Raw genomic sequence first — 24,473 nt, 5'->3', positions numbered from 1 at the left:
CACAAATCTAGTGTCCGCTCTCGCACCAATCAATAGGATCAACAAAATGGGCAAAAATAACCGTTTAAAAAAACAAGGTCGACTGAAACCAGACGAGGTAGTAACTCGTGGTCCCATCCAAATGGTTAGGTTTGGGAAGTTAACCGTAATGAACAATAATATGAACGCTGATCAACACAAACTATACATGGAACATTTAGTGACCGAGTACCCCAAAATCATTTCGGAAATAGATGCATTAGTTCACTCTGCAGTTGACTCAATCAATCAATATGAACCATTAGAGTTATTACGCTATGCGTTTGGCGCCTTTGCCTCAAAGGCCCTCGGGAAAGTCTCTGAATATGAATGGTCAAATGATGATTCTAGTTATATTTATACACTCGAATACATTCAATCGGTAATCGCATCTTCAGGCCCCGAGGTATTGCAATATCGCGACATCAGCCCTGATGATTTTGAAGCGATTAGAAATACTATCAAACAAATATATCAAAAATCAGCCCTAGATTTTCAAATGGCTAGCACGGCCAAGAGAAATCTTGAAACTGATGATTCTTCACTCGATAAAAGCTATGAAGAGCTTTATGTGCTGTCTCAAATGTATTGGATCAGAGTGCGAAACTCTCGTTTTTCAGTTCATCATAAGCCATTTCTTGAAACAATCTTGAGGCCTCACGATAGTGTGTTAAAGGAATTGTGGAATTTAGATTCAAATGATATATCAAAGCAAATTGAATCCATTCTTATATCTCTAAGATCTGGACTCATTAATGCTGCCATAGAAATTAGAGAAATTCAGACACAATCAACAGCCGAGATTCCTTCTTATATCATAACCGAAGATGAACTTCAAGTGTATATTAATAAAAAAATAGATAGCCTTGGATTAAGAGATAAATTAAATTCAGCCTTTGAAAAATTCTTCGGAGATGCGCTATTTGATATCCAAAAAATCACTAATATTCCACCTAGCATGCTCGAAGCATTCAGTTGGAGCCAGGGCGAGAATGCAGACTTCCTTGCCGAGGGTCTATACAAGGGATGGCCCCTCCGAATTCTACCTGTCAAACAACGCCCTTTCCTTAAAATCAATGGCCACTTCTATTGCCATGACGGAGATTGGCTGGTTGAATCAATTTATAGATTAATCCAAAAAAAAATAATTGAATTAAAACCAAGCTATAAGCAAATTTGGGCAGACCGCCAGAAGGAAGTCACGGAAGAGTTTCCACTTAATCTTTTCAAAAGCCTTCTTCCGGGTGCCACCATTTTAAAATCTATTCACTATCAATGGCCTCCTACTGCATCCCCGAGTAAAAATTGGTGCGAAACGGATGGTATTGTCATTTATGATGATCATTTATTTGTGATCGAGGTAAAAGCTGGCGCATTTACATATTCATCCCCAGCGAGTGATTTCGAAGCGCACTTGAATTCGATCACTGCGTTGATCCAGAAGCCATATAATCAGGCAAAACGCCTATTTGAATATTTAAGTACTGCCCCAACGGTTCCCCTATACTCAGAGGATGCGAACGGGGAGAAAGTCAAATGTTTCGAAATTTCATTAGATAAATTTCGCATTAAATCCTCTATAGGCATCACCCTGGATCATTTTACGCATATTGCATCCAATATAGAAGCGTATAATATCAATGAAACTCAATCCACAGGAATCCCATTTTGGTCGCTTGCAATATCAGATTTAATGGTATTTAAAGATTTATTCACTTCCCCACATCAATTTTTACACTTCATTGAAATTAGGACCAAAGCAATAATCAATAAAACATTCAAGATGGCGGACGAAGTGGATCATGTCGGAATGTATTTTAAAGTTGGTGACTACACCCAATTAGCCAACACTCCAATCGGCCAACACACTGGGCTTTATTCTGAGGGGTACTCACAAACAATAGATGAATATTTTTATAATAAATTGTTAGATGAAAGCTTTCCAATCCCGAAAACAAGTATCCATAATGGTATTTCTAAATTAGTCACATTACTCGAAAACAACAAAAACCCATCTCAATGTCATTTGTCAAGCATTTTATTAAGTCTCCACCCACAATTACAAATAGAGCTTATACGAATAATTGAAGAATTATCGAGTCCATCTATTGTTTCTAAAAAACCTAAATCGGTTTCATTTCGCACAGATCCACCTGTGACCATCTTTGTTTCAACTCCACATTTTCATTGGAGTGATTCTGAGATCAGAAAACAGACTATATCTGCTATGCTTATTACTTCGAAGCCATATCGAATTGCGGTCCACATTATAAGTGACGCAGGCGGTAGGATCCTCTCTCTTGACGATACAATCTACCGACGTGACCAACTCCAACCAACTGAAATCGAGTATTACAAGGAATCGAGTAATCGCCTTTCTTTAAAAAGGTTGATAAAGGGCAAAGAAGATTATAAACGAGGGAAAATACCAAGAAATGATCCCTGCCCCTGTGGAAGTGGCCTAAAATACAAAAAATGTTGCCTTTAGGCTAAAATGTAACCCTCCCCGTAATTCATTAGATTCTAAGTCACTTTCAGAAGCCACTGGAGTCATCTGCCTCAAAATATTGTTGGATGTTGATTTTCATGTGCTCCGGCATTTTAGGAACATCCTCACTAGGAATGGGTAGAGCACTCAGTGTGCATTCTTCGTACCCTTGGATCTCAGATGACACACGGGGTCGAATCTCGAACTCAGCATGGCGTCCTCCGATAGCCGGGTTGCCTGGGGGAAACCGCCATGGCTGCAACCCTTCCGCGATGGCGGCTGCAACAACGGATTTCCCAGACCCGTCCAGGGGGGGGGTGGGAGACCCGGAGCGAAGGTCACCAAATAGACTCCAGAACTGACTCGGAGTGCGAAAAAACCGGCGAACGGTCGATTTCGCACTCCGAACGGTAGAGGCCACCTCCGGGAGCGCCCCCTACTGTCCCGGGAGCCTCTATTCAGGCCCCGATCGGACGGCCCGATGACGGGACCCCTCGCTGGAGTCCGCTGGCGGCCGGTCAGAACTGGAATCCCGCCGAGATCAGCAGGCTCTTGAGCTGGGTGTCGCGCTCGTCCTGGGTGCGGGGGCGGCCCATGATGCGCTTCCAGTCGGCGGCGTACTCGATCTTGAGGGGGAAGCCGAGCCTGAGGATGAGGCCAGCGCCCAGAGTGGTGCGAAGGGGCGGGAAGGGAGTCTCCACCCCCTTGTCGGGGTTGAGGCTCCGGTAGACCTGGCCGGTGTCCACGAACACCTCGGCCCACACGCTCTGCATGCCGAACAGGGGGAAGCGGTATTCCAGGTTCATGACCACCAGGGCCTGGCCGCCCAAGGGGATGGGCTGCGCGAGTTTGTTGCCCAGAGAGTCCGTGCGCTGGACATCGCCCAGGAGGTCCGGCTCTACGCCGCGCACGGTGAAGGATCCGCCGCCAAAGAAGCGCTCGGAGAGGGGCAGGTCCTCGGCGGAGGCGGCCGTGGGGCGGGCCAGGCCGAGGCGGACGCTGGCCATGACGACGCCGTTCTCCGCGTGGAAGCCCACGGGCCAGTTCCACTGGTGGCGCAGGTCCAGCTTCACGTAGCTGCTGTTGGTGGAGGTGCCGAAGAGCTGGTTCGCCAGTTCCAGCCGGCCCAGGAAGAAGGTGCCCTGGGTGGGGTCGTAGGGCCGGTCCCGGCGGTCCACCACCACCTGGAGGTAGGGGGCGGAAATGATGCTCCGGGCCGGCGTGCGCGCCAGCAGGAAGAGGTCCTGGTCCGCCAGGAGCGGCTTGCCATCGCTGTCGGTGTTGGAGGCCACCTCCACCCGCTCGAAGCGGTAGCCGAACTGGACGGACTGCACGGAGCTGATCTTCCACTCCAGGCTCGGGGTGAAACGCCGCCGGCGGGCGAAGAAGGCCGCCTGGGCCTCCTCGATGTAGGCGCCCTCCATGTGGAAGCGCGTCCGGCGGGCCAGCAGCGTGTCCAGCGAGCCGGGGAGGAACCAGGGATCCGTGTAGCCGATGCTGTAGCTGTCCACGGAGCGCTTGATGTCGCCTGTGGGGAAGGCCTTGCGCAGGGCCGGGATGTCCAGGGTCTGGTCCCCCGCCCGCAGGCCGAAGTCCACGGTCCGGCCCATGCCGCCCACGTTCAGGCGCTGGGCGTTCAGGCCGAAGTGGTAGCCCTGGGTCTTGTCGTAGCCGAAGGATTCCGTGAACACCCAGGGGCTGCGCTCCTGCAGGCGCAGGGCCAGGTCGCCGCGCTGCCAGGGCTCCTTCTCCTGGCCGGGAAGGTCCTTCATGGTCAGCAGGTCCACCCGCTGGAAGGCGCCGAGGCCGCCGAGCTGGACCTGGCTCTCATCCAGCTTCGCGGGATCGAGCGGAATGTCCGCGGCGAGGCCCGCCTCCCGGAGCACGGCCTCGGCGCGGGTCCGGTCGCTGCCCTGCACCACCAGGCGCCGGGTGCGGTCCAGGGGCTGCGGGGGTACCTGGATGCGCACGATGGGCCGGGTCTCGTCGTCCTCGAAGGTGAGCTTCACCTGGGGATTGGCGGATCCCACCGAGGAGAGCCGCTGGCGCAGGTCCGAGACCACCAGGGCCAGGTCGTTGCGGACCAGCGGCAGAGCGGGCGTGAAGGTCAGGCGCGCCCCCTCCGGTGTGGTCTCGAGGGTGCCCTCGAAACCCTGGAGGTGGCGGCGGTCCGAGCGGTAGCGCGGCGTGCCGCGCACGGCCACGGGGCGGTCCGCCAGGGCCAGCAGCAGGCTCCGGGCCAGGCGGTCCCTGGGGAAGGCGGGGTCCGGCGGCAGCTCCAGCACCAGGGCATCCAGGAAGCGGCGCTGCCCCTCGCGGATGACGAAGCGCACGTCCACCGCGCCGCCAGGGCCGCTTTCCGCCCGGCGGCGCACCCGCACCTCCGGGAAGCCCCGTTGGAGGTAGTGGGCCGTGACGCGGTCCTCCAGGGCCTTCATGGCTTCGGCCTTGGCGTGGGGCGGAAGGAACAGGAACCGCTTCGGGAGGCTCGCGGCCCTGGCGAGTTCGTCGTCCGACAGCTCGCGGTTCCCCTCGAAGCGCACCGTGCCCAGCACCCGGCGGGGGCCCCGGACCACCGTGTAGGTGATGGTCACGGCCTCGGGCCGCTCGGCGGTGCCTGCGGTCACGACGCGCTCGTGGGTGACCTTCACCTCGGGGAAGCCCTGGTCGCGGTAGTAGGCGGAGATGCGGCCGTCGCCCTCGTCCAGCAGGCTCGGCGCATAGCGCTCCGCCCGGGCCAGGGGCACGAGCTCGGAGAGCCGCGGTCGGCCCCACAGCGGGCCCAGCAGGTCCATGCCCTTGGACTTCAGCGTGACCTTCGGCCCGGGCCGGATCTCCAAAAGCAGGGTGCCGCCCTCACCGTCCGCGGGGGCGAGGCGGATGGAGCCCTCCAGACGCCGGTCCTTCACGAGGCGCGCGCGCAGGCGGCGCTGAGCCTCCCGCTGGACCGCCGGGGTCCAGTGGGTGCGCCCCGGCGTGATGCGGGCGACCTTCAGCAGGGACTCGCGCGTGTAGGGCGCCGGGTCTCCCTCCAGACGCACCTCCCGGACGAGCCGGGGCGCGCCGAGGGCGAGGGCCAGCCGCAGCAGGCGTCCTCCCTCCTCTACGGTGGCCTTCACATCGGCCTGGCGGTAGCCGGCCTCCCGCAGGCGCTGCTCGGCACTGCGCTCCAGGAGGGCCAGGTGCTGGGGCCCCAGACGCTGGCCCTTCCGGAGCTCCGGCAGCAGGGTCTTGCGTAGATCCGCAGGCAGGGGATCTCCCTCCCAGCGCCAGGCGGCCACGGGGAGCAGGGGATCCAGGCGCAGCAGGACCACGCCGTCGGCCCCGAGGGTGCCCTCCACGAACCGGTAGCGGTCCACCAGCCGCACCGCGGCCAGGGCCTGCTGGAAGCCCGCCGCATCCACGCCCTGGCCCACCTTCAGGCCCAGGGCCGCCAGGGCGAAGCGCCGGTCATTCTCATCGCCCCCCTCGACCCGGATGGCCGTCACGGGCCGGGCCGACACAGCCTCCTGGCCCGCGGCGGAAACCAGGGCCAGGAGGCTGAGTCCGCAGGCGGCGCGGCGACGCACCGCCCTAGAAGCCCGCGAGGGCCTCTTCCTCGGTGTCCTTCACTTCGAAGACGGAGTGCAGGCTGGTCATCTTGATGAGGCTGAAGATCTTGCTGCTCATGCCGCAGATGCGCAGCTCGCCGCCCTTGCCCTTGATGGAGGTGTAGCAGCCCACCAGCTCGCCCACGCCTGAGGAATCCAGGTAGCTCACCTTGCTGAAGTTGATCACGATCTTGCGGGCCCCGTTGGAGAGCGAGGTGCGGACCGCCTCGCCCAGCTCCTGGTCGCCGTCGCCCAGGGTGATCTTCCCTTCCGGGTAGAGGATCAGCACGTCGTTGTGGTTGCGCGTGTTCATGATCATGGGGACCTCGGGTGAGCGGCCAGTGTAGCAAGGCTGCCAAGGCCCCGCGCAACCCACCGCTGCCTGGAATCCTCCGACATGGGGGTCCCCTCCAAGAAAAACCTGCGGTCCCCGGGCCGATTCATAGGTGGGTACACTGGAATCTTTGAAGCCCGAGGCCCCATGTCCGACCAGGAACTCCAGCCCCTCGCCCCCCGCCGGAAGACCCGCCAGATCCTGGTGGGCAAGGTCCCGGTGGGCGGCGACGCCCCCATCACCGTCCAGAGCATGACCAAGACGGACACCCGGGATGTGGAGGCCACGGTTCAGCAGATCTACAACTACGCCACCGCGGGCTGCGAGATCGTGCGCGTCAGCGTGCCCACCAAGAAGGCCGGCGAAGTCTTCCACGAGATCTGCGACCGCAGCCCCATCCCCGTGGTGGCGGACATCCACTTCGACTACCGCCTGGCCCTGGTGGCCGCGGACGGCGGGGCCGCCTGCCTGCGCATCAACCCCGGCAACATCGGCGGCCAGGACCGCGTGAAGGCCGTGGTGGACAAGGCCGGATCGAAGGGCATCCCCATCCGCATCGGCGTGAACGGCGGCAGCCTCGAAAAAGATCTGCTGGAGAAGTTCGGCACCGCCACGCCCGAGGCCATGGTGGAGAGCGCCCTGCGCCACATCGAGGTGCTGGAGCGCGAGGGCTTCCGCGACATCAAGATCAGCCTCAAGGCCAGCGACGTCATCCGCACCGTGCAGGCCTATCGCCTGTTGGCGAAGCAGGTGGACTACCCCTTCCACCTGGGCATCACCGAGGCCGGCACGCCCTTCGGTGGCACCATCCGCTCCAGCGTGGGGATGGGCATCCTGCTGGCCGAGGGCCTGGGCGACACCATCCGCGTGTCGCTCACCGGCGACGGCGAGGACGAGTGCCGCGTGGGCCACGAGTTGCTGCGCTCCCTGGGCCTGCGCACCGGCGGCTTCCGCATGGTGAGCTGCCCCAGTTGCGGCCGCGTCCAGATCGACCTCAACCGCGTGGCGAACGAGATCGAGGAGGGCCTCAAGGCCATCAACCACGAGAACATCACCTACGCGGTCATGGGCTGCGTCGTGAACGGGCCCGGCGAGGCCAAGGACGCCGACCTCGGCGTGGCCGGCGGCGCGGGCGAGGGCCTCATCTACCGCAAGGGCGAGCTCATCCGGAAGGTGAAGGAGGAGGACCTCGTCCCCGCCTTCCTGGAGGAGGCCCGCAAGGTGAAGGCCGAAGCGGATGCCGCGAAGGCCTAGGTTGGACTGGCTGGCGGCCCATCCCCTGCCGGCCCTGGGGCTCTACCTGGTGCTGGAGGCCCTCCTGCCCGTGCGCTTCCAGCCCACGGCCTGGGCCTGCCGGGGCGCCATCCGTGCCTACCAGGCCACGCTGTCCAGCCACCTGCCCACCCAGTGCAAGTTCACGCCCACCTGCAGCCACTACGGCCTGGGCTGCATCCAGAAATACGGCACCCTCCGGGGCGGCCTGCTCACCACCTGGCGCCTGATCCGGTGCTCGCCCCTGACGGACGGGGGCATCGATCCGGTACCCTGAATCAAAGATCTCCACGAAGAACACGAATAAAGGATCAACAGGCCACGAAGTCATGGCCTCCTTAAGCGGAATTCGATCACAACCACAGCGCAGAACCTTCCCTGCCCGCATAGCCTATGAGGACCGAATCCCGAGGTGGCTTATGGGAATGAGTGTCCTCAGGACCTTCGTTCTATCGCTGTTCCTTTCCCCATCACTCGCAGCGCAGGCGAATCAATGCCCTGTTCCCCCGATGCCAACCGCCCTCCTGGCGCATTGGCAGTCTCACCCTAAGAATCCCGTGGATTACGTGGTTGACACCTTCAACCAGGGAAAACGATGGGTCGTTCTCGGAGAGTTTCATCGAATCCGCCATGACGCCCAGCTTGTGCTGGACTTGATTCCAGAGCTACACACGCGTACTGATGTGCGTTACCTAGCCACCGAATTCCTTACCGTTGAAGCGACCGAAGAGGCAAATCGCCTGGTCACCCAACCGACCTTCGATCGGGCCAAGGCGCTTCGCTTTTTCATGCGAGACAACCCGATATGGAACAACAAAGAATACTTCGACATCCTTGAGACCGTCTGGCGATCCAACAAGGAACATGCAGCCTCCCGCGGGGCCTTCAGGTTGATCGGGCTGGCGCCCGCCATCGACTGGTCGATCGTCAATTACGGCGACGAGTCCGCCCGCACTCGCGAATTGGAGAAGGCCGATCATTACGACGAATGCATGGCCATGGTGCTGGAGCGCCAGATTCTCGCGAAGAATCTCCCCGCGCTCGTCCATTGCGGCATTGCCCACGCCACCACAAAGCACACGGAGTATTGGGTGGGTACCGACAGGCCTCTCCCGAGGATGGGAAACATGATCTACCGCTCTCCCTTCAAGGAGCGAATGTGGATCGTGTCTCTTCACGCGCCCTTCTATGATTCAGCCACCAGGCGCGAGGTGTTCCCCTTTGGCGGACTCCTCGACCGCTTGATGTTGACCTATCGACGTGACATTGGGTTCGACGTGGTTGGAACCCCCTTCGAACAGGTTCGAGGTCCATCCACTTCCCCACTGTCCCAACTTGCGCATGCCTTCGGAGGAATGGTCGATGGCTACATCATTCGGGGCATCCCGATGGCCGATTACCTTGGCACTTCTCCAGTTCCGGATTGGATCCGGGATGAGGCCGACTACCAGTGGTACCGGTTGCATGTGGAGAACAAGGAATGGAGCAAGTCCCTCCTGAAAATGACCTTCACGGAGTACAGGCAGTACGAGCAGGCGCACACCGATGAAAACACGAAGATGTTGAGGCGACGGTTTCGCGCGCTCGGGCAGCCCTAAGGACAAGAGATGATTGGAAGCCTTTCTTGGCGTCTTCGCGTCTTGGCGTTGATCTTTTAGCTCTTCCCAGGTTTGAACACGCCCCTGAAACCCACCAAGATGGTCGTTTGGACCTGTCTGCTGGAGTCGCCCCGTGTGTGGAATCGTCTCGCTCTGCTATGCCACTGAAGTCGCCGCCATGGGCCATGAGGCCGGGGAGCTGCTGAAGCGGCTGGAATACCGGGGCTACGACTCCACCGGCGCCTCCTTCATCGGCAATGACGGCGCCATCACGCTCCTCAAGAAAGTCGGCGCCCCCAGCCGCGTGGTGCCGGAGCTGGGCATCGACCGGCAGCCCGGCCAGCGCTTCATCGGCCAGGTGCGCTGGGCCACCTACGGCGCAGTGACGGACGTGAACAGCCAGCCCCACCACGTGCGCTGCAAGGTCGAGATGGTGGGCGCCCACAACGGCAACATCTCCAACACGGACGCGCTCAAGCCCGCGCTCACGGCCCAGGGCCACAGCGTGAAGTCCGACAACGACGGCGAGATGATCACCCACCTCACCGAGGACGCCTACGCCGCCAACCTGGCGGATCCCGGACCGACCCTGGCCGCCTGCCACACGGCCCATACCGCCGCCGGACTTGCGGGCGCCATCCCCGAGGGCGCCTTCCTGCTGATCGACGCCGCCCGCAAGGCCGACGCGAAAGCCGAGGGCTCCTACGCCGCCGCCTTCGCCGATCCCAAGGTGCCCGGCGTGGTGGCGGTGAAGTCGGGATCCTCGCTATACGCGGGAATCGGAAGCGACGCCCACGGCGACTTCGTGGTGGTCTCCAGCGACCTCACCTCGGTGCTCTCCAAAACCCGCATGCTCATTCCGCTCTCGGAGGGCGAGGGCATCTGGTTCACGGAACGGGAGTACCTGGTCTTCACCCTCGGAGAGTCGCTCGCCTTCTCCGTTCCGCGGCCCAAGCGCTCCAAGCTGAACGTGCGCGACACGGGGCTGCGGGCGCCCTACCGCTACTTCATGGAGCAGGAGATCGCCTCGGCGCCGGACAACCTGGACGAGGTGCTGCGCTACTACTTCCGCGATGCGGGGACCGAGGGCCTCTTCGCCGCCTTCGAGGATCGCCAGGACCTCTGCAAGGCCCTGGTGGCCAAGGTCCTGGCCCTGTACGAGGTCCCGGGGGAGGCGGCCCTGCGGAAGGCCTTCGGAGGCCTGCTGGCGGACCCCGTCCACCGAGAGCTGGCCGCCCGCGTGGAGCCTCACGCGGACGTACTGCGCGCCCACGGCCAGCCGGTCTCGGACGAACGCCAGCTGCTGGCGGACCTGGGGCGCCTGGAGCCTTCGGCCTCCCAGGCCCTGGCCCTCTTCGACCTCCTCTTCGTCTGGAAGAAGCGCCGCCGGGTCACGCGGCACCTCCAGGACCTGGTGCAGGCCATCCGCGAGTCCCAGAAGGAGGGCGGCCGCGTCTTCCTGGTGGCCTCGGGCACCTCGTACCACGCGGCCCTGGTGGCGGCCACATTCTTCAACGGTCTGGCTGGGGTGGGCGTCTTCCCCTGCAACCCGGGGCAGTTCCGGTCCATGTACCTGAACGCCCTCCAGCCTCACGACCTGCTCCTCGGCATCACACAGTCCGGCGAGACCAAGGATCTGGTGGACATCTTCCAGGATGTGCGGGCCCGCGTCCCGGCCCTGCGCCGCATCGCGCTGGTGAACAACGAGAACAGCCGCATCCCCCAGGAGCTCTCCGAGTTCTACCTGCCCATCCTCTGCGGTCCCGAGATCGCCGTGGCCGCCACCAAGAGCTTCCTCAACCAGGTGGCCATCCTCTACGTGCTGGCGGCCTCCTTCTCGCTCACGGAGCGCAAGATCGCCGCGAACCTTGAGCGGGCCAAGGAGCTCATCGCCGAGACCCTGCGCCGCTGCGAGACCGATGTGGAGGAGGCCGCGAAGCGCCTCTACCTGGAACCGTCCCTCCACATCCTGGGCACGGGCCTCATCGGCCTGGCCCGGGAGGGCGCGCTGAAGATCCGCGAGGTGGTGCTGAACCACGCCGAGGGCTACGACGCCGCCGAGTTCAAGCACGGGCCCAACACCATCCTGGGGAAGAACACGCTGTTCTCCATCCAGGATCTCGCCGGCCTGCTGGAGGTCTACGAGCAGCACCGGGACGGCCGGCCCTTCGCCGGGGGCATCGAAGCCCTCCAGGCCTGGCCGGAGCTGGTGGAGACGCGGTTCTCGAACTACCCCCTGCTCTTCGTGTGCCCCGCCGAGGAGCGGGACGTGCGCATCACCATCAGCCAGATCCACACCCACAAGATCCGCGGCGCGGACATCCTCCTCATCGCCGAGAAGAACCCCGAGCTGGCCCTGGCCGTGGCCGGAAAACCCATGGGCCAGGACCGCTACTGGTCCAAGTACCTCGAGGTGCCACCCTGCGGCGACGCCAACCTGTTCGTCTTCGCCGCCTCCGTGGTCCTCCAGCGCCTGGCCTTCCGCATGTCCGTGTTGAAGATGGAGTACCTGGACCGCCTGGCCGTGGCCGACCATGGCGTCCATCCCGACGCCCCCAAGAACGTGTCGAAGTCCATCACTGTTGATTAAATAAAATACAATCAACACTTTGAATGGGACGTTCGAGTTATTTAAGAAAATTTGACCTTTTTAGTCAAGATGTGATTATCCTCACGGGTGGAAGGCCTCATCTTGAGTGCCAGGGGATGGACCCCGCCGAGGAGCCGGCATGAACGTGGAACTGAACACCAAGGTGGGCGAGCTGGTGCTGGAGCGCCCCGAGACCATGCGCTACTTCGAGCGCCTGGGCATCGACTACTGCTGCGGTGGCCACCGCAGCCTGGGCGAGGCCTGCCAGGTGGCGAACCAGGCCCCGGAGGCGGTCCTGAAGGGACTGGAGACCCTGGAGCCCTTCGCCGCCGGCATCCCCTCCCCCCGGGACTGGACCCAGGCCACCCTGGCGGACCTCACCCAGCACATCGTGGCCAAGCACCACGACTACCTGCGCGAGGAACTGCCCCGCCTGGACATGCTCATGGGCAAGGTGCTCCGGGCCCACGGCGAGCGGCATCCCGAGCAGGCCCGCGTGAACGAGATCTTCCAGGCCCTGGTCGCGGACCTCATGCCCCACATGATGAAGGAAGAGCAGATCCTCTTCCCCTACATCCGCCAGATGGAGGCGGGCCAGTCCGGCTCCTCCTGCTTCGGCAGCGTGCAGAGCCCCATCCGCGTCATGGAGATGGAGCACGAGGCCGTGGGCGCCCTGCTGGTCGAGCTGCGGGCCCTCACGGGGGCCTACACCGTGCCGCCGGACGGCTGCAACACCTTCCGGGCCCTCTATGACGGCTTCGAGACCCTGGAGCAGGACCTGCACCTGCACATCTACCTGGAGAACCAGATCCTCCATCCCCGGGCCCTGGCCATGGAGGCTGTCGCCCAGGCCTGACGCCGGAACCCCGGTAACCGGGGGGGAGGGGCGTGCGCGCAAGGGGGCCTGGGCTATGCTTGGCCACAGACCCCCTGCGTTTTGCGCACCGCCACCCTGCGGACCCCCATGACCTCCACCAACCCTCAGGAATACGCCCAAGGCCAGCCGGTCTTCATCCGCGGCGCGGCGGAGATCGCGGCCACGCTGGATGTGGACGGGAAACTGGACGGTCTGCCCTTCATGCCGGAGATGGCCCGGTTCTGCAGGACCCAGGCCCGCGTCCACCGCCACGCGGACAAGACCTGCGTGGAGGGCGCGGGCTTCCGCCGCCTGGGCGGGACGATCCTCCTGGAGGACCTCCGCTGTGACGGGTCCGCCCATGATGGGTGCCAGCGGGGCTGCCTGTTCTTCTGGAAGGAGGCCTGGCTCCGCGCGGACGGGCCCGTGGCGCCTTCCGGGGCTCCAGACGCGGCCTTCCCGGTGGACCTCCCCACGCGACGGGAGGACCGTTACGTCTGCCAGTCCACGGAGCTGCTCGCGGCCTCCCGGCCCCTGTCCCGCTGGGACCTCTCCCACTTTTTCCTGGAGATCCGCCGGGGCGAGCTGACGGTGCCCGACTTCCTCCGGATCTTCCTCGGCACCACCTTCAACCGCTTCCTCCACCTCCTGGGCCGGCGGCCGGCCGGGGCCCTGGCCGGCTCCCGGCGAAGCACCCCCGCGGGGGACCTGGGGCTCCTTCCCGGCGACTGGGTGGAGGTGCTCAGCGGGCCTGAAATCCGGGCCACCCTGGACGCCGAGGGGAAGAACCGCGGGCTGACCTTCGAACCCGGCATGTCCGAGCACGCCGGGAAGCGCTTCCAGGTGGACCAGCCCCTGGAGCGGATCATCCTCGAGGAGACCGGAAAGATGGTCCACCTGGCCCACACGGTCTCCCTGAAGGGCGTGACCTGCCGGGGGGTGTGCAGCAAGAACTGCCCCCGCAACAACATCCTCTACTGGCGCGAGAGCTGGCTGAAGCGGGCGTAGTCCGCCCTCAGTGCGTGTCCTCGAGGCTCCAGCGGTCCGTGCAGCCGTGGCTCTCGACCACCTGCTTGGCCTTCCGTAGCCGCAGCGTGTGCTGGACGTTCTGCATGATGGTGAAGAGCCGGTCGTGGATGCCCAGCCGCGCCAGGTCGGCCTCGGTGAACCAGGTGACGCCGTCGGCGTCCTTGCGCGCGGCGTGATCGGCCAGGATCTGCTCGGTGATGCCCACGGGTGGCCTCCAGAACTGATAGGTTGAATAGCACGGAGGAGCGTCGTGGCCAACTGGCGGAACACGGGATGGGGTGCGGTTGTGATGGCCGTCTGGGGCATGGTCCTGGTGCCGGTCGTCGTGGTCGGCATCCTCCTGGCGGTTCCGGTCGTGGGGCGCCGGCGGGCCTTCTTCGGCATCGGCCCCCTGTACGCCCGCGGCCTGGGTTGGTTCTGCCGGATCCCCCTGGTCCTGACGGGCTGGGAGCGGCTGCCGGAGGCCGTCCGGGAGGGCCGCCAGCCCGTGATCTTCATGTCGAACCACGAGAGCCAGCTGGATCCCCCGGTCCTCATCGGGATCCTCCCGGTGCCCGCGGTCTACATCGCCAAGAAGGAGGTGAAGTATATCCCCTTCGTGGGCTGGGCCGCCTGGGTGGCCGGGGTGATCTTCATCGACCGGGGCGACCGGGACCGCGCCATCAAGAGCATCCAGGAGGCCGCCGCCGAGATCCGGGGCGGCAAGAACGTGGTGATCTTCCCGGAGGGCACCCGCAGCCGCACCGGCGAGATGCTGCCCTTCAAGAAGGGCGGCTTCGCCCTGGCCTTGGATGCGGGCGTGCCCATCGTGCCCATGGCCACCGTGGGCGGCCGGGAGGTCCTGCCCCCGGGGAGCATGCGCCTGCGCCCGGGCCGCTACGTGGTGGCGGTGGGCGACCTCGTGGACACCGCGGCCCACCCCGACCGCGAGTCGCTCATGCTCGAGGTGCGCGGGCGCATCGAGGCCCTGATGGCCGAGGCCCGCAGCGCGGCCTGAGAGCGCCTAACCTGCCTTGAAGGCCGGGTCCTGCTGGGCCACGCGGCGCTTGCCGGGGTGCAGGCGGTCCGCCAGGTCCAGCAGGCTCCGGGCCTCGGCGGCCTGCCCCAGCTTCGCCGCCGTGCGGGCCATGAAGTAGAGGTTCACGGAGAGCACCCGCTTCTCGTTGTGCTTCTTCGCCGCCAGGTCCGAATCCAGGAGTTTCTGCCGATAGCCACGGAAGAGGGCCACGGTGCCGGCGGGATCTCCCTCCACGGCCTTCTTCAGACCCGCGAGGAACACGGTGCTGGAGTGGTCCGCGGGCCAGGCCCCCTCCAGCTCGCGCAGGTAGCCCTGGGCAGTGCCGGAGTCCTGGCATTCCCAGGCGGCGTAGGCCATGAGGCTGCGCAGAACGTTGGAACCGGGCACTTCGCGGAGGCCCGCCCGCAGGCGGATCTCCGCCTCCGGCGCCCGGCCCATCCACAGCAGGGCGTCCGCCGCCGTGACGTAGGCGTACTCCGCTGCCGGGCGCAGGGCCAGGGCCCGGTCCGCATGCTGGAGGGCCAGGGGCAGCTCCCCGTCGTTCTGCAGCAGCACGCCGTAGCGGTGGTGGGCCTGCCAGCCCTCGGGGAACAGGGAGAGCGACTTCTCGAAGTAGCGGCGGGCAGCCTGGTGGTTGTCCTCGCCCTCCAGGCCCGCGAAGACGTCCGCCAGCACGTCGTAGGCCTTGTGGTCCGCCGGATCGAGGCGCACGGCCTGCAGGGCCGAGCGGCTGGCCCCTTCCAGGTCCCCCAGCCGCAGCAGGATGGAGCCGAGGGCCCGGTAGGCCTGGGAGGCGCCGGGATCCAAGGCGATGGCGGCCTCGGCGGCGGCCTTCCCCTGGCGCAGCAGGACCTGGCCCTCGGCGAAGCGCCCCTGGCTCAGCGCCCGCGTGGCGCCCAGCTCCGCCAGGGTCCAGGCGTACTCGGCCCGGGCCGGGGCGTAGTCCGGCTCGATCTCGATGGCGGTCTGCAACAGGGAGTTGGCCAGCTGCACCGAGTCCTGGTTGCCCTCCGTGATGACCTGGAGGGCCTTGGTGTAGAGCTCGCGGGTCCGCGGGTTCCGGGCCTGGATGCGGGGCCCTCCGGCATCGCCGCCCAGGCCCATCTCCTGCGGCAGGCGCTGCTGCAGCTCGTCCTCCAGCTTGAGCAGGTCCGCCACGGGCCGGTCCAGCTGGAACTGGTGCCGGGTGGAGCCCAGGGCCGCGTCCACCACCCGGACGCCCATGCGCAGCTGGCCGCCCACCACCTGATAGCTGCCCAGCACCAGCAGCTCGGCCTTGAGCTGGCGCCCCAGCTCGCCCAGGGCCTTCGGCGCCCGGCCCGGCGTGTCGCCCAGCTGGTTCATGGCCTCCACCACCCGCAGGCGGTCCACCACCAGCAGGTCCTCGCGCCGGACGAGCCCGTAGGCCATGGCGTCCGCGAAGCTGTTGCTCAGCCAGGCATGCTCCGCGTCCGGCTGCAGCTGCTCCAGGGGCAGGATGGCCACCACGCGCCGACCCTTGGTGAAGTCCTCCCGGGAGGCCCTCCGGGCCGCGCCCAGCCCCGTGGCCAGGGCCCGCCGGTTGAGGAACACGCCCACCCCCGCGCCCACCACCAGGAGGGTGGCCGCGGCTGTCAGGGCCCACCGGAGCTTCGAGGGCCGGAGCTGGCGGGCCGACAGGCTGAGGTGGGGCGCCTGGGCCGTGGGGTTGTCCTCGGAGAGCCCCGCCGCCAAGGCCTGGAGGTTGGGGAAGCGATTCCGCGCCTCCTTGGACATCAGCCGGTGGATGGCGTCCTGGAGGGTGCGCGGCAGGTCGGGGCGCAGCTCGGACAGGGGCCGGGGCTCGTCCCTCGTCACGGCGTAGAGCGTGTCCACCAGGCTGGCCCGGCGGAAGGGATGGTGGGCCGTGGCCAGCTCGTAGAGCACCACGCCCAGGCTGAACTGGTCCGACTGGCCCGTGAGGGGCTGGCCGTTGGCCTGCTCCGGGCTCATGTAGGCGGGCGTGCCCTGGCTGTAGCCCGGCGCCGTGCTCTCCACCAGGGTCATGTGGTGAGACGTCTGGCCCAGGGGCAGGTCCTCGACGCCGCGGCGGGCGATGCCGAAGTCCAGGATCTTGAGCTGGCCATCCTCCGTGAGGAGCATGTTCTCCGGCTTGATATCGCGGTGGACGATGCCCTTCTGGTGGGCGTGGTGGAGGGCCGCGGCCGCCTGGCGGGCCAGGTCCTGGAGCGCGGCCCCGTCCAGGGGGCGGCCCACCAGGGCGCGGAGGGTCTCCCCCTCCACCAGCTCCATGGCGATGTAGGGCGTGCCGTCCACCTCGCCGGCGTCGTAGATGTGGGCGATGTTGGGGTGGTTGAGCTGGCAGGCCAGCTTGGCCTCGCCGATGAGGGCCTTGCGGCGCAGATCGTCGGCATCCTTGAGGATCTTGAGCGCCACCTCCCGCTCGAGGCGGAGATCCAGGGCCTTCCAGACCTCGCCCATGGCCCCTTCGCCCAGGAGGACGAGCAGTCGGTAGGATCCGAAATGAGGCGTGTCGGGGGTCAAGCGGGTCCTTAATGTTTGCAGTGGAGTATACCTTTGATGTCGTTGGGGGTTTACCGGAGCCCTTGGCAACGTGGGCGCCCGCCCCCTAGTCGAGGGCAGAGGGTCCGAGCTGGGGTTGTGGATTGCCAACTCCCACCGGAGCAGGGCACATGACCGTACAAAATGGTTGTCCGGCATACCGGCCAAGCTCCGCCTGGAAAGATCACCACGAAGGGCACGAAGATGCCCTCCCGGGCACGAAAAGGGCGCGAATGGGTCTCGACCCACCGCGGCATCCCTTTGCGGGCGGCGGTCCCGGGTGGCTTCCAGGGGCCGCCACGTCCGCCGCCCGCAAAGCCGGTCGCGCGGAGCGCGTCCGGGGGCCGAAGGCCCGGATGTCCTGGGCCGGATGCCGAAACCTGCCTTCGTGTCCTTCATGGAGGCTTTTTAGAACCCTTGATCAAGCTGACCCCCCGATAAGCAGGTCCGCTGCATGGGCCCCGCCACAAATCCATGCCAGGAGGTGAACCCGGCATTTGAGTTATCTCTCGACATACCGATAATCAAAGAAGAGGTGCCCATGGCTGCGCCAGATCTGGAAACCGCCCTCACCGGGGCGCGCCTGGTGGAAGAGGCCGGCGCCCTGCTCACCCTCGGGGAGGAGCCGGAACGCATGGTGGCCCACGCCTTCGAGCGCCTGGGCCAGTTGGTGCCCTACGACCTGGCCACGGTGCTGCTCCGCGAGGGCGAGGCCCTGAGGGTGGCCTTCGCCGTGGGCCCCCTGGCCACACCCCAGCTCTCGGAGGCCCGCATCCCCGTGCGGGGAAACCTGCGCCTGATCAATGCCCTCAAGGCCCGCTCCAAGCCCGCCACCTTCGAGGAGGACGATCCGGGCGAGGACACCTTCCACGGCCTGCTGGAGATGCCCCACGGCCACAGCTGCCTGGTGGCGCCGCTCCGCAGCCGGGGCGAGACCTTCGGCCTCATGACCCTGGACGCCATGGTGTGCCGCCAGTACCCCGAGAGCGTCCTGCATCACGTGGGCGTCTTCGCCTCCCTGCTGGCCCTGGGCATCAAGCAGGCGGAGCACCTGGCGCGGCTGGCGGAGCGGGAGCGCAGCCTGGCCGAGGAGGTCAGCTACTTCCGCGAGGTTCAGCGGCGGGACGTGCTCCAGGAGCCCATGCGGGCTGGGAGCCCCGCCATGCGGGCCGTCCTGGACCAGCTGGGCCAGGTGGCCGCCACCACCACCACCGTGCTCATCACCGGGGAGACGGGCACCGGCAAGGAGAAGGCCGCCCAGACCCTCCACCACCTCTCGCCCCGCCGCGAGAAGCCCTTCATCAAGGTGAACTGCAGCGCCCTGCCTGCGACCCTCATCGAATCCGAGCTCTTCGGCCACGTGAAGGGCGCCTTCAGCGGCGCGGCCTCGGCCCGCAAAGGCCGATTCGAGCTGGCGGACGGCGGTACCCTTTTCCTTGATGAGATCGGCGACCTGCCCCTGGACCTCCAGCCCAAGCTGCTGCGCGCCATCCAGGAGAAGGAGATCGATCCCCTGGGGGCGGAGAAGCCCCGCAAAGTGGACGTGCGCCTCGTGGCCGCCACTCACGCCGACCTCCGCAAGGCCGTGGCCGAGGGGCGGTTCCGCGAGGACCTCTACTACCGCCTCAGCGTCTTTCCCATCCACATCCCGCCCCTGCGTGAACGGACCGGCGACATCCCGGCCCTGGCGGAGGCCTTCCTCGAACGCTTCGCCCGGGACAACCGCCGCCCGCCCATCCACCTGCCCGCCGCCGTGCGGGAGCAGCTGGAGGTCTACCCGTGGCCCGGCAACGTGCGGGAGCTGCACAACGTGCTGGAGCGGGCCGCCATCCTCTCGGCGGGCCGGGAGCTGCGCCTGCCTCCCGGGGCCCTTCCGGCCCGGAACGGGGGGGAGCGGACCGGGCGCCCCCTCACCTGGGAGGCCCAGGAACGCGCCTACCTGGAACGCCTGCTCCACCACGTCCGGGGCAAGATCGCCGGGGCGGATGGCGCCGCGGCCCTGGCGGGCCTGGCCCCCTCCACCCTGCTCTCCCGCCTGGAGAAGCTGGGCCTGAGGCCGAGGGATTTCCGCGAGGCGTGATAGCGTGGAGCACCCCCCCGGAGCGACGGATGAGCGAGATCACCGGCCCCAACGAAGCCCTGCCCCCCATCATCCCCCTGGACGAACCGCCCCCCCTGCCGCCCCCGGCCTTCGCGCCGCCTCCGGAGACGCAGGCTCTGCGCCCCATCCCCTTCGAGGACCGGGAGGCCATCCCCGGCTTCTGGGCCCGGGTGGGCGCCATGTTCCGCCTGGTCTTCACCAACCCGCTGGAGCTCTTCGACCGCGTGCCCGTCACCGCGGGGATTGGCGCACCCTGGCGCTTCCTCCTGCTGATGTCCGTCCCCATCTTCCTCATCATGGCCCTGCTCTTCTTCTTCCTGGGCATGGGCATCGTCCTCGCCGCCCTGGAGGAGGCCGGTAAACCCGAGGGCCGGACCCTCGCCGCCGTCATGCCCCTCATCTTCGGCGCCATCCTGCTGCTCATGCCCCTCTTCACGTTCCTCGGCATGATCATCGGCGGGATGCTCAACCACTTCTTCCTGTGGATGTGGGGCGGGCTCCGGCCCGGCGTGGGCATGAACCAAACCGTTCGCGCCTACGGCTACGCCTCCGCCTTCATCCAGATCGGCGGCCTCATCCCCTACATCGGCATCCTCGTGCAGGTCGCGGGCATGGTGGTGATCGGCATGGGTCTGGCCCGCATGCACAGGACGGACACCTGGCGCGGCATCTGCGCCGCCCTGACCCCGATCCTCCTGCTCTGCTGCTGCGCCGCCATCGGCATCTTCGCCGCCCTGGCCATCCCCTCCCTGCTGGCCGCGAGGCACTAGGAGCCAGCGCCCAGCCAGGCCAGCACCGCCGCGCGCGCCGCTTCGGGGTCCAGCACCCGCTGGACCGCGCCGGCCGTCAGGGCCTCGGCGGCGCCCCAGGTCTCGAAATGCCGGAAGAGCCGGTCCGCTCCCTCGCGGCCCAGAATCTCCGGCAGGCGCACCGTACCCCCGAAGCCCGTGAGGATGCCGTGCTTCGCCGCCGGATGGGCCAGCCGGAGGCCGCCCTTCCCCGTGGCCGGGTCCGCCGCCACGGCCCAGCGCTCCTGGCCGTGCAGGGCCAGGTCGCAGCCGCCTCCCATGGCCACGCCGGAGATCAGCGTCAGGGTGCGCCAGCCGGGCCAGAGCAGGTGGCCCATCACGCGCTGGCCCCGCCGGGCGAAGGGTTCCGCTGACACGGGGTCCAGGGTGCCCACCTCATGCAGGTCCGCGCCCGCCGTGAAGTGGTGGCCGCGGCCCCCCATCCAGCCGGCATGGCTGAGGGCGATCCGCTGGACACCCCCGCCCCGCAGCTCGATGAAGAGGCGGTCCAGGGCCACCAGCAGGTCGCTGTGAAGGCGGTTGAGGCCGTCGCCGGAGCGCAGGCCGATCCAGGCCCAGCCCGGTCCCCGCAGCAGGTCCAGGGAGGTGCGCCCTTCGTACCAGACGACGGGAGTCACGGCAGTCCCAGCCTGGCAAAGGCCGCCTCCAGGGGCTCCGTGTCGGGATCCCAAGCGGGCGCGCCCGGCAGCTGGTTGCGGAACCAGGTGGCCTGGCGCTTGGCGTAGGCCTGGGTCTCCTGGACCACGGCCGCCCGGATGTCTGCCGGATCCCCCCCCGCCATCCAGGCCGCGTAGCCCAGGGGCCGCAGGGCTTCGAGGTCGGCCGCATGTCCCGCAGCCACCAGGTCTGCCACCTCCCGCGGCCAGCCCGCGGCCACCTGGGCCGCAACCCGCGCGGCCACGCGCTCGCGCTGCCGCTCCCGGCCGGGCGCGACCACCAGCACCCGCCAGCCTGCGGGCATGCCCGTATCCGCCCCCGTCAGCAGGGCCGAAGGCCGCCCGCCCGAGGCCAGGTGCAAGGCCAAGGCGCGCTGGACCCGGGCGGTGTCATTGGGATGCAGGACTGCGGCCCGGGCCGGGTCCACGGCAGCCAGGTAGCGGTGCAGGACCGGCGTGGGGAGCGCCGCACCCCAGCGCCGCACCCGGTCCACCAGGGCGGCGGCCACGTCCGGCAGGTCGCTCATCTGCCCCCAGATGCCCCGTAGGTAGAGGCCCGAGCCCGTCACCAGCACGGGCTCCCGGCAGGCCGCGAGCAGCCCGCGCACCCAGGCGCCGAAGGCCGTGGGGTTGGGGCGGGTCGAGAGGGGCAGCTCCCCGTAGCCCAGGTGGGGAACGCCGTCCCGCTCGGCCGCATCCGGCTGCCCCGTGCCGATGGGGAGCCCCGCGAGGGCCTGGTAGGGATCCCCGTTCACCACGGTGCCGCCGATGCGCCGCGCCACGGCCACGGCCACGGCGGACTTGCCGGAGGCCGTGGGTCCGAGGATCGCGATGGGCATGGGTTGAAGCTATCAGCTATCGGCTGTCAGCTATCGGCTATCAGCTGTCGGCGCCTTCAGTCACTGATAGCTGACAGCTGAGAGCTGACAGCCCCAACCCGGGAACCTCCGCTCGCATGCGCTCATCCCAAAGCCATGCGTCTCCTGCCCTGCCTCTGCCTCGCCTCGGGCCTCCTGGCCGGAGATGCGCCCCGCGCCGAGGCGCCGGAACCCGGAAAGGACCGCGCCTTCCTGGCCCGGATCCTGGGCGACAACGCGGACGGTACGAAGCCCTGGCGCACCTACCGGGCCCCGGAGGAATCCGGCTCGGCGGTGGTGGAGGTGGTGGGCGAGCTGACCAGGGAGGAGCTGCGCCAGGTGGCCTTCCAGGAATTCATCGTGTGGTTCCGGGCGGACCTCCGGCGCTTCCTGAAGGCCCATGGCGGCGTGCTGCCGGACCCGGTGGACCTGGCCTCCGCCACCCTGCCCGTAGACCGCTTCGGCGGCAACCCCGTGCCCCGGAACGTGCCCCTGGGGCGGGGGAACTTCTAGGGTCTGTTTTCATCTCTGTTCATCTCTGTCCATCTCCGGTTTTCATTTCTTCCCCGGATCTTTGGCGGCCTTGCTCCGGTAGCGCCAGCAGCAGCCGCTGGGTGAGGGGCTCCCACCTTGAAAGCGCAGCCAATGAACTGCTTCGTGATGGCATCCAGGTCAGCCAAGGATCACTTCGAAAAAAAAAGGCCAGAGATGAACGGAGATGAACGGAGATAAAGCCGACCTTTTTTCAAAGTGGGGTGTGGCCGCGCGGGGGACGGCGTCGCGGCTCGCATCCACTTTGAAAACAGACCCTAGTCCATCAGCCGCGGCAGCAGGAGGGCGGCCTGGTCCCGGGCCAGACGGGCGGCCTCCAGGGCGTTGCGGGCGGCGTCCTCCGGGGTCTGGCGGGGCGTGAGCAGGGCCTCCAGCTGGCCGCGCAGCCGGGCGGTCTCGCCTTCGGGATCGGGCAGGTGGCGCTGGGCCGCGGTCTCGAAGACCGCCAGGAAGCACTGGATGGCGTCGCAGGCGGCGGAGACGATGGCGCCGCTGTGCCGGCGGTCCACGTCCAGGGCCAGGGCCGCCGCGTAGAAGCGGAGGCCGTCCTCGAAGCGGCCCTGGGAGGTGTTCGACGGTCCGGACCCGGTCATGGGGCCCACCGCTCGTCCGTGCGCCCGGCGGGCCGGCCCGCGGGATCGAAGCGCCACTCGGTGAAGCGCCCCGAGCCGTCCCGGCGGACGGCGACCAGGGTCGTGCAGCGGGTCCCGTAGGTCGGATCGAGGATGAAGGCCGGCGACAGCCGGCGCTCCAGCTCCAGCCCCACGCCGGTGTCCGGCAGGTCGGCGTCGGGGGCGGGGGTCCGGTCCGCCAGGGCGGCGAGCAGCGGCGCCTCGTCCCCGTTCCCGGCGGCCGCCCAGGCCTCCACGGCCCGCCGGAGCTTCTCGGTCTTGGGCCAGGGCGTGTCCAGGTCGGCGTTGGACACCACATGCACCCCCGGCGGCACCGCCCGGGACACGAAGCGCGGGTGGTTGTTCAGATACCGGAGGTCCCTCCCGTCCCAGAGCAGCAGGTTGAAGCCTGCGAAGGCCATGGCCCGGCCCGCGATCCCCTCGGCGTAGGCCCGGACCGGGGCGTCCCCCCGCACAAAGGCGGACACGAGCCCGCCCCGGGAGGGCGCGGCCGGATCCGGAGTGACCATGCGGCGCACGTTGGTCACGCAAGCCAGGCGCCCCCGCTTCGACAGGGCCAGCCAGCTGCCGCCCTGGGACAGGTCGCGGCCCCCGAACACGTCGGGAGCGTCGTCCCAGGCCCCGGCGGGGGCCGTGGGGCGGGCGTGGTACTCATCGCGGTTCGCGGCGACGACGAGCTCGAAGTCCGGATGGGCGCGGTAGGCGAGCGCGATGAGGCACATGGCCCATGATAAGCGCGGCTCAACCCAGGGCGGGGCGCCCCGTAATCCTCCCTGTCCGAGGAGATCCCATGCGCCCTGGCCTGGCCCTGTCCCTGCTGCTCTGCGGCGCCCTGCTGCGGGCCGACGGCCTCTCGGACCTGAAGGCGGCCCTCAAGGGCCTGCCCGAGCCGGCGAAGGTGCGGGTGAAGGTGGAGTCGGAGAGCCATGAGCGGGAGTCCGGCAAGGACACCACGGAGCGCCGGACTACCGTGGTGGAGGACGGGCCGGAGGGCCTCCGGATCCTGGAGGACAGCCGGCCGGCCCCAGCCTCCCCCAAGTCCCCCGAGAAGGCTCCGGCCAAGACCCCCGCGAAGACCAAAGGCGCCTCCAGGGGGCCGGGACCCGGAAAGCGGGACTCTGGCGAGTTCCAGGACGAGCTGCGGCCCGCCGGGGGCCTGCTGGAGCAGCTGGAGAAGGCGCGGCTGCTGGAGGAGAGGACCGAGGCCTATGAGGGCCGGCCGGCCCGGCGGCTGCGGCTGGCCATGGACCTGGACCTGGACGACGAAGCCCGGAGCCACCTGAAGAAGGCCGACTACGAGGCCACGGTCTGGATCGGGCCCGACGGCCTGCCCCTGGCCATGGATCACCGCATCGAGGTCCGGGCAAGGGTGCTGCTCCTGGCCAGCGTCTGGACCAAGATCGACATCCGGCGCCGCTTCCAGCGGGTCCAGAACCGCCTCTTGATGCTCGACGAGCAGGCGGATGTGCAGGGCTCCGCCCTGGGGAAGTCCTTCAGCGCGAAGGAGTCCACCCGCTGCAGCGTGCTCTGAA

Annotated in this window: 20 protein-coding genes; 12 read left to right on the top strand and 8 right to left on the bottom strand. The window is 66.2% G+C overall.

Annotation, left to right across the window (positions count from 1 at the left end):
* The first annotated feature begins 199 nt into the window (after positions 1-199).
* Positions 200-2,506, top strand: coding sequence for a YecA family protein (locus G398_RS21800; RefSeq protein ID WP_281173045.1), 2,307 nt, complete (start codon positions 200-202; stop codon positions 2,504-2,506).
* Between the two features lie 518 nt (positions 2,507-3,024).
* Here G398_RS21800 and G398_RS0101640 read toward each other — a convergent pair.
* Both G398_RS0101640 and G398_RS0101635 read right to left on the bottom strand, forming a co-directional pair.
* Positions 3,025-6,075, bottom strand: coding sequence for a BamA/OMP85 family outer membrane protein (locus G398_RS0101640; RefSeq protein ID WP_026852298.1), 3,051 nt, complete (start codon positions 6,073-6,075; stop codon positions 3,025-3,027).
* 4 nt (positions 6,076-6,079) lie between these two features.
* Positions 6,080-6,415 carry an STAS domain-containing protein gene (locus G398_RS0101635; protein WP_026852297.1) on the bottom strand — a complete coding sequence of 112 codons (336 nt, stop codon included), beginning with the start codon at positions 6,413-6,415 and terminating at the stop codon, positions 6,080-6,082.
* 162 nt (positions 6,416-6,577) lie between these two features.
* Here G398_RS0101635 and ispG point away from each other — a divergent pair, with 162 nt between their 5' ends.
* The 6 genes from ispG to G398_RS0101605 all read left to right on the top strand — a co-directional run bounded on the left by ispG (position 6,578) and on the right by G398_RS0101605 (position 13,754).
* Positions 6,578-7,684 carry a flavodoxin-dependent (E)-4-hydroxy-3-methylbut-2-enyl-diphosphate synthase gene (ispG, locus tag G398_RS0101630; RefSeq protein WP_026852296.1) on the top strand — a complete coding sequence of 369 codons (1,107 nt, stop codon included), beginning with the start codon at positions 6,578-6,580 and terminating at the stop codon, positions 7,682-7,684.
* Between the two features lie 70 nt (positions 7,685-7,754).
* Positions 7,755-7,979, top strand: coding sequence for a membrane protein insertion efficiency factor YidD (yidD, locus tag G398_RS0101625; protein ID WP_052571140.1), 225 nt, complete (start codon positions 7,755-7,757; stop codon positions 7,977-7,979).
* Between the two features lie 289 nt (positions 7,980-8,268).
* Positions 8,269-9,300 carry a hypothetical protein gene (locus tag G398_RS0101620; protein ID WP_157492240.1) on the top strand — a complete coding sequence of 344 codons (1,032 nt, stop codon included), beginning with the start codon at positions 8,269-8,271 and terminating at the stop codon, positions 9,298-9,300.
* Positions 9,301-9,433: 133 nt separating this feature from the next.
* Positions 9,434-11,890, top strand: a complete 2,457-nt coding sequence (locus G398_RS0101615; protein WP_157492239.1) for an SIS domain-containing protein — start codon at positions 9,434-9,436, stop codon at positions 11,888-11,890.
* A gap of 139 nt (positions 11,891-12,029) precedes the next feature.
* On the top strand, positions 12,030-12,746 hold the full coding sequence (gene ric / locus G398_RS0101610; RefSeq protein ID WP_026852292.1) for an iron-sulfur cluster repair di-iron protein: 717 nt from the start codon (positions 12,030-12,032) through the stop codon (positions 12,744-12,746).
* A gap of 108 nt (positions 12,747-12,854) precedes the next feature.
* Positions 12,855-13,754 (top strand): hypothetical protein, encoded by a 900-nt coding sequence (locus tag G398_RS0101605; RefSeq protein WP_157492238.1) that lies wholly within the window; start codon positions 12,855-12,857, stop codon positions 13,752-13,754.
* A gap of 7 nt (positions 13,755-13,761) precedes the next feature.
* Here G398_RS0101605 and G398_RS0101600 read toward each other — a convergent pair whose 3' ends face one another.
* Positions 13,762-13,980 (bottom strand): hypothetical protein, encoded by a 219-nt coding sequence (locus G398_RS0101600; RefSeq protein WP_026852290.1) that lies wholly within the window; start codon positions 13,978-13,980, stop codon positions 13,762-13,764.
* 45 nt (positions 13,981-14,025) lie between these two features.
* Between G398_RS0101600 and G398_RS15425 the strand changes: the two genes are divergently transcribed.
* Complete coding sequence (locus tag G398_RS15425) at positions 14,026-14,772, top strand: lysophospholipid acyltransferase family protein (protein ID WP_157492237.1); 747 nt, start codon at positions 14,026-14,028, stop codon at positions 14,770-14,772.
* A gap of 6 nt (positions 14,773-14,778) precedes the next feature.
* On the opposite strand, the gene G398_RS21795 is transcribed toward G398_RS15425, so the two are convergent.
* Positions 14,779-17,316, bottom strand: a complete 2,538-nt coding sequence (locus G398_RS21795) for a serine/threonine-protein kinase (protein ID WP_169720599.1) — start codon at positions 17,314-17,316, stop codon at positions 14,779-14,781.
* A 559-nt stretch (positions 17,317-17,875) separates the two neighbouring features.
* Between G398_RS21795 and G398_RS0101585 the strand changes: the two genes are divergently transcribed.
* The gene (locus tag G398_RS0101585; RefSeq protein ID WP_052571116.1) at positions 17,876-19,414 is read left to right on the top strand and encodes a sigma 54-interacting transcriptional regulator; all 1,539 of its coding nucleotides are present in this window, start codon (positions 17,876-17,878) and stop codon (positions 19,412-19,414) included.
* A 29-nt stretch (positions 19,415-19,443) separates the two neighbouring features.
* Positions 19,444-20,205 (top strand): YIP1 family protein, encoded by a 762-nt coding sequence (locus G398_RS0101580; protein WP_026852288.1) that lies wholly within the window; start codon positions 19,444-19,446, stop codon positions 20,203-20,205.
* Here G398_RS0101580 and G398_RS19090 read toward each other — a convergent pair.
* Together G398_RS19090 and G398_RS15410 are read right to left on the bottom strand one after the other, a co-directional pair.
* Positions 20,202-20,861, bottom strand: coding sequence for an enoyl-CoA hydratase/isomerase family protein (locus G398_RS19090; protein ID WP_026852287.1), 660 nt, complete (start codon positions 20,859-20,861; stop codon positions 20,202-20,204). The genes G398_RS0101580 and G398_RS19090 overlap by 4 nt on opposite strands.
* Positions 20,858-21,739: a tRNA (adenosine(37)-N6)-dimethylallyltransferase gene (locus tag G398_RS15410; protein ID WP_043483012.1), complete on the bottom strand. Its 882-nt coding sequence runs from the start codon at positions 21,737-21,739 to the stop codon at positions 20,858-20,860. The genes G398_RS19090 and G398_RS15410 overlap by 4 nt, the downstream gene beginning before the upstream one ends.
* Before the next feature lie 135 nt (positions 21,740-21,874).
* On the opposite strand from G398_RS15410, the gene G398_RS0101565 reads away from it, so the two are divergent.
* On the top strand, positions 21,875-22,270 hold the full coding sequence (locus tag G398_RS0101565) for a hypothetical protein (protein WP_026852286.1): 396 nt from the start codon (positions 21,875-21,877) through the stop codon (positions 22,268-22,270).
* A gap of 296 nt (positions 22,271-22,566) precedes the next feature.
* Here the strand turns inward: G398_RS0101565 and G398_RS0101560 are convergent, their stop codons facing one another.
* Together G398_RS0101560 and G398_RS0101555 are read right to left on the bottom strand one after the other, a co-directional pair.
* Complete coding sequence (locus tag G398_RS0101560) at positions 22,567-22,902, bottom strand: hypothetical protein (protein ID WP_026852285.1); 336 nt, start codon at positions 22,900-22,902, stop codon at positions 22,567-22,569.
* Positions 22,899-23,663 carry an NRDE family protein gene (locus tag G398_RS0101555; protein ID WP_026852284.1) on the bottom strand — a complete coding sequence of 255 codons (765 nt, stop codon included), beginning with the start codon at positions 23,661-23,663 and terminating at the stop codon, positions 22,899-22,901. Before G398_RS0101555 ends, G398_RS0101560 begins: the two co-directional genes overlap by 4 nt.
* A gap of 68 nt (positions 23,664-23,731) precedes the next feature.
* Between G398_RS0101555 and G398_RS0101550 the strand changes: the two genes are divergently transcribed.
* On the top strand, positions 23,732-24,472 hold the full coding sequence (locus tag G398_RS0101550; RefSeq protein ID WP_026852283.1) for a hypothetical protein: 741 nt from the start codon (positions 23,732-23,734) through the stop codon (positions 24,470-24,472).
* Position 24,473: the final 1 nt, after the last annotated feature.

Origin of the sequence: Geothrix fermentans DSM 14018 (genome assembly GCF_000428885.1) — a bacterium.
GTDB lineage: Bacteria > Acidobacteriota > Holophagae > Holophagales > Holophagaceae > Geothrix > Geothrix fermentans.
The sequence above is the reverse complement of the archived record's forward strand: the minus strand, read 5'-3'. Positions and strand labels throughout refer to the sequence as shown.

What these genes read in the sequence shown, in the direction of transcription:
- G398_RS15410 (WP_043483012.1), bottom strand. Translation starts at nt 21,739, where the DNA reads ATGCCCATCGCGATCCTCGGACCCACGGCCTCCGGCAAGTCCGCCGTG.
- G398_RS0101550 (WP_026852283.1), top strand. Translation starts at nt 23,732, where the DNA reads ATGCGCCCTGGCCTGGCCCTGTCCCTGCTGCTCTGCGGCGCCCTGCTG.
- ispG (WP_026852296.1), top strand. Translation starts at nt 6,578, where the DNA reads ATGTCCGACCAGGAACTCCAGCCCCTCGCCCCCCGCCGGAAGACCCGC.
- G398_RS0101580 (WP_026852288.1), top strand. Translation starts at nt 19,444, where the DNA reads ATGAGCGAGATCACCGGCCCCAACGAAGCCCTGCCCCCCATCATCCCC.
- G398_RS0101605 (WP_157492238.1), top strand. Translation starts at nt 12,855, where the DNA reads ATGACCTCCACCAACCCTCAGGAATACGCCCAAGGCCAGCCGGTCTTC.
- ric (WP_026852292.1), top strand. Translation starts at nt 12,030, where the DNA reads ATGAACGTGGAACTGAACACCAAGGTGGGCGAGCTGGTGCTGGAGCGC.
- G398_RS0101560 (WP_026852285.1), bottom strand. Translation starts at nt 22,902, where the DNA reads ATGACCGGGTCCGGACCGTCGAACACCTCCCAGGGCCGCTTCGAGGAC.
- G398_RS0101565 (WP_026852286.1), top strand. Translation starts at nt 21,875, where the DNA reads ATGCGTCTCCTGCCCTGCCTCTGCCTCGCCTCGGGCCTCCTGGCCGGA.
- G398_RS0101555 (WP_026852284.1), bottom strand. Translation starts at nt 23,663, where the DNA reads ATGTGCCTCATCGCGCTCGCCTACCGCGCCCATCCGGACTTCGAGCTC.
- G398_RS0101585 (WP_052571116.1), top strand. Translation starts at nt 17,876, where the DNA reads ATGGCTGCGCCAGATCTGGAAACCGCCCTCACCGGGGCGCGCCTGGTG.
- G398_RS0101635 (WP_026852297.1), bottom strand. Translation starts at nt 6,415, where the DNA reads ATGATCATGAACACGCGCAACCACAACGACGTGCTGATCCTCTACCCG.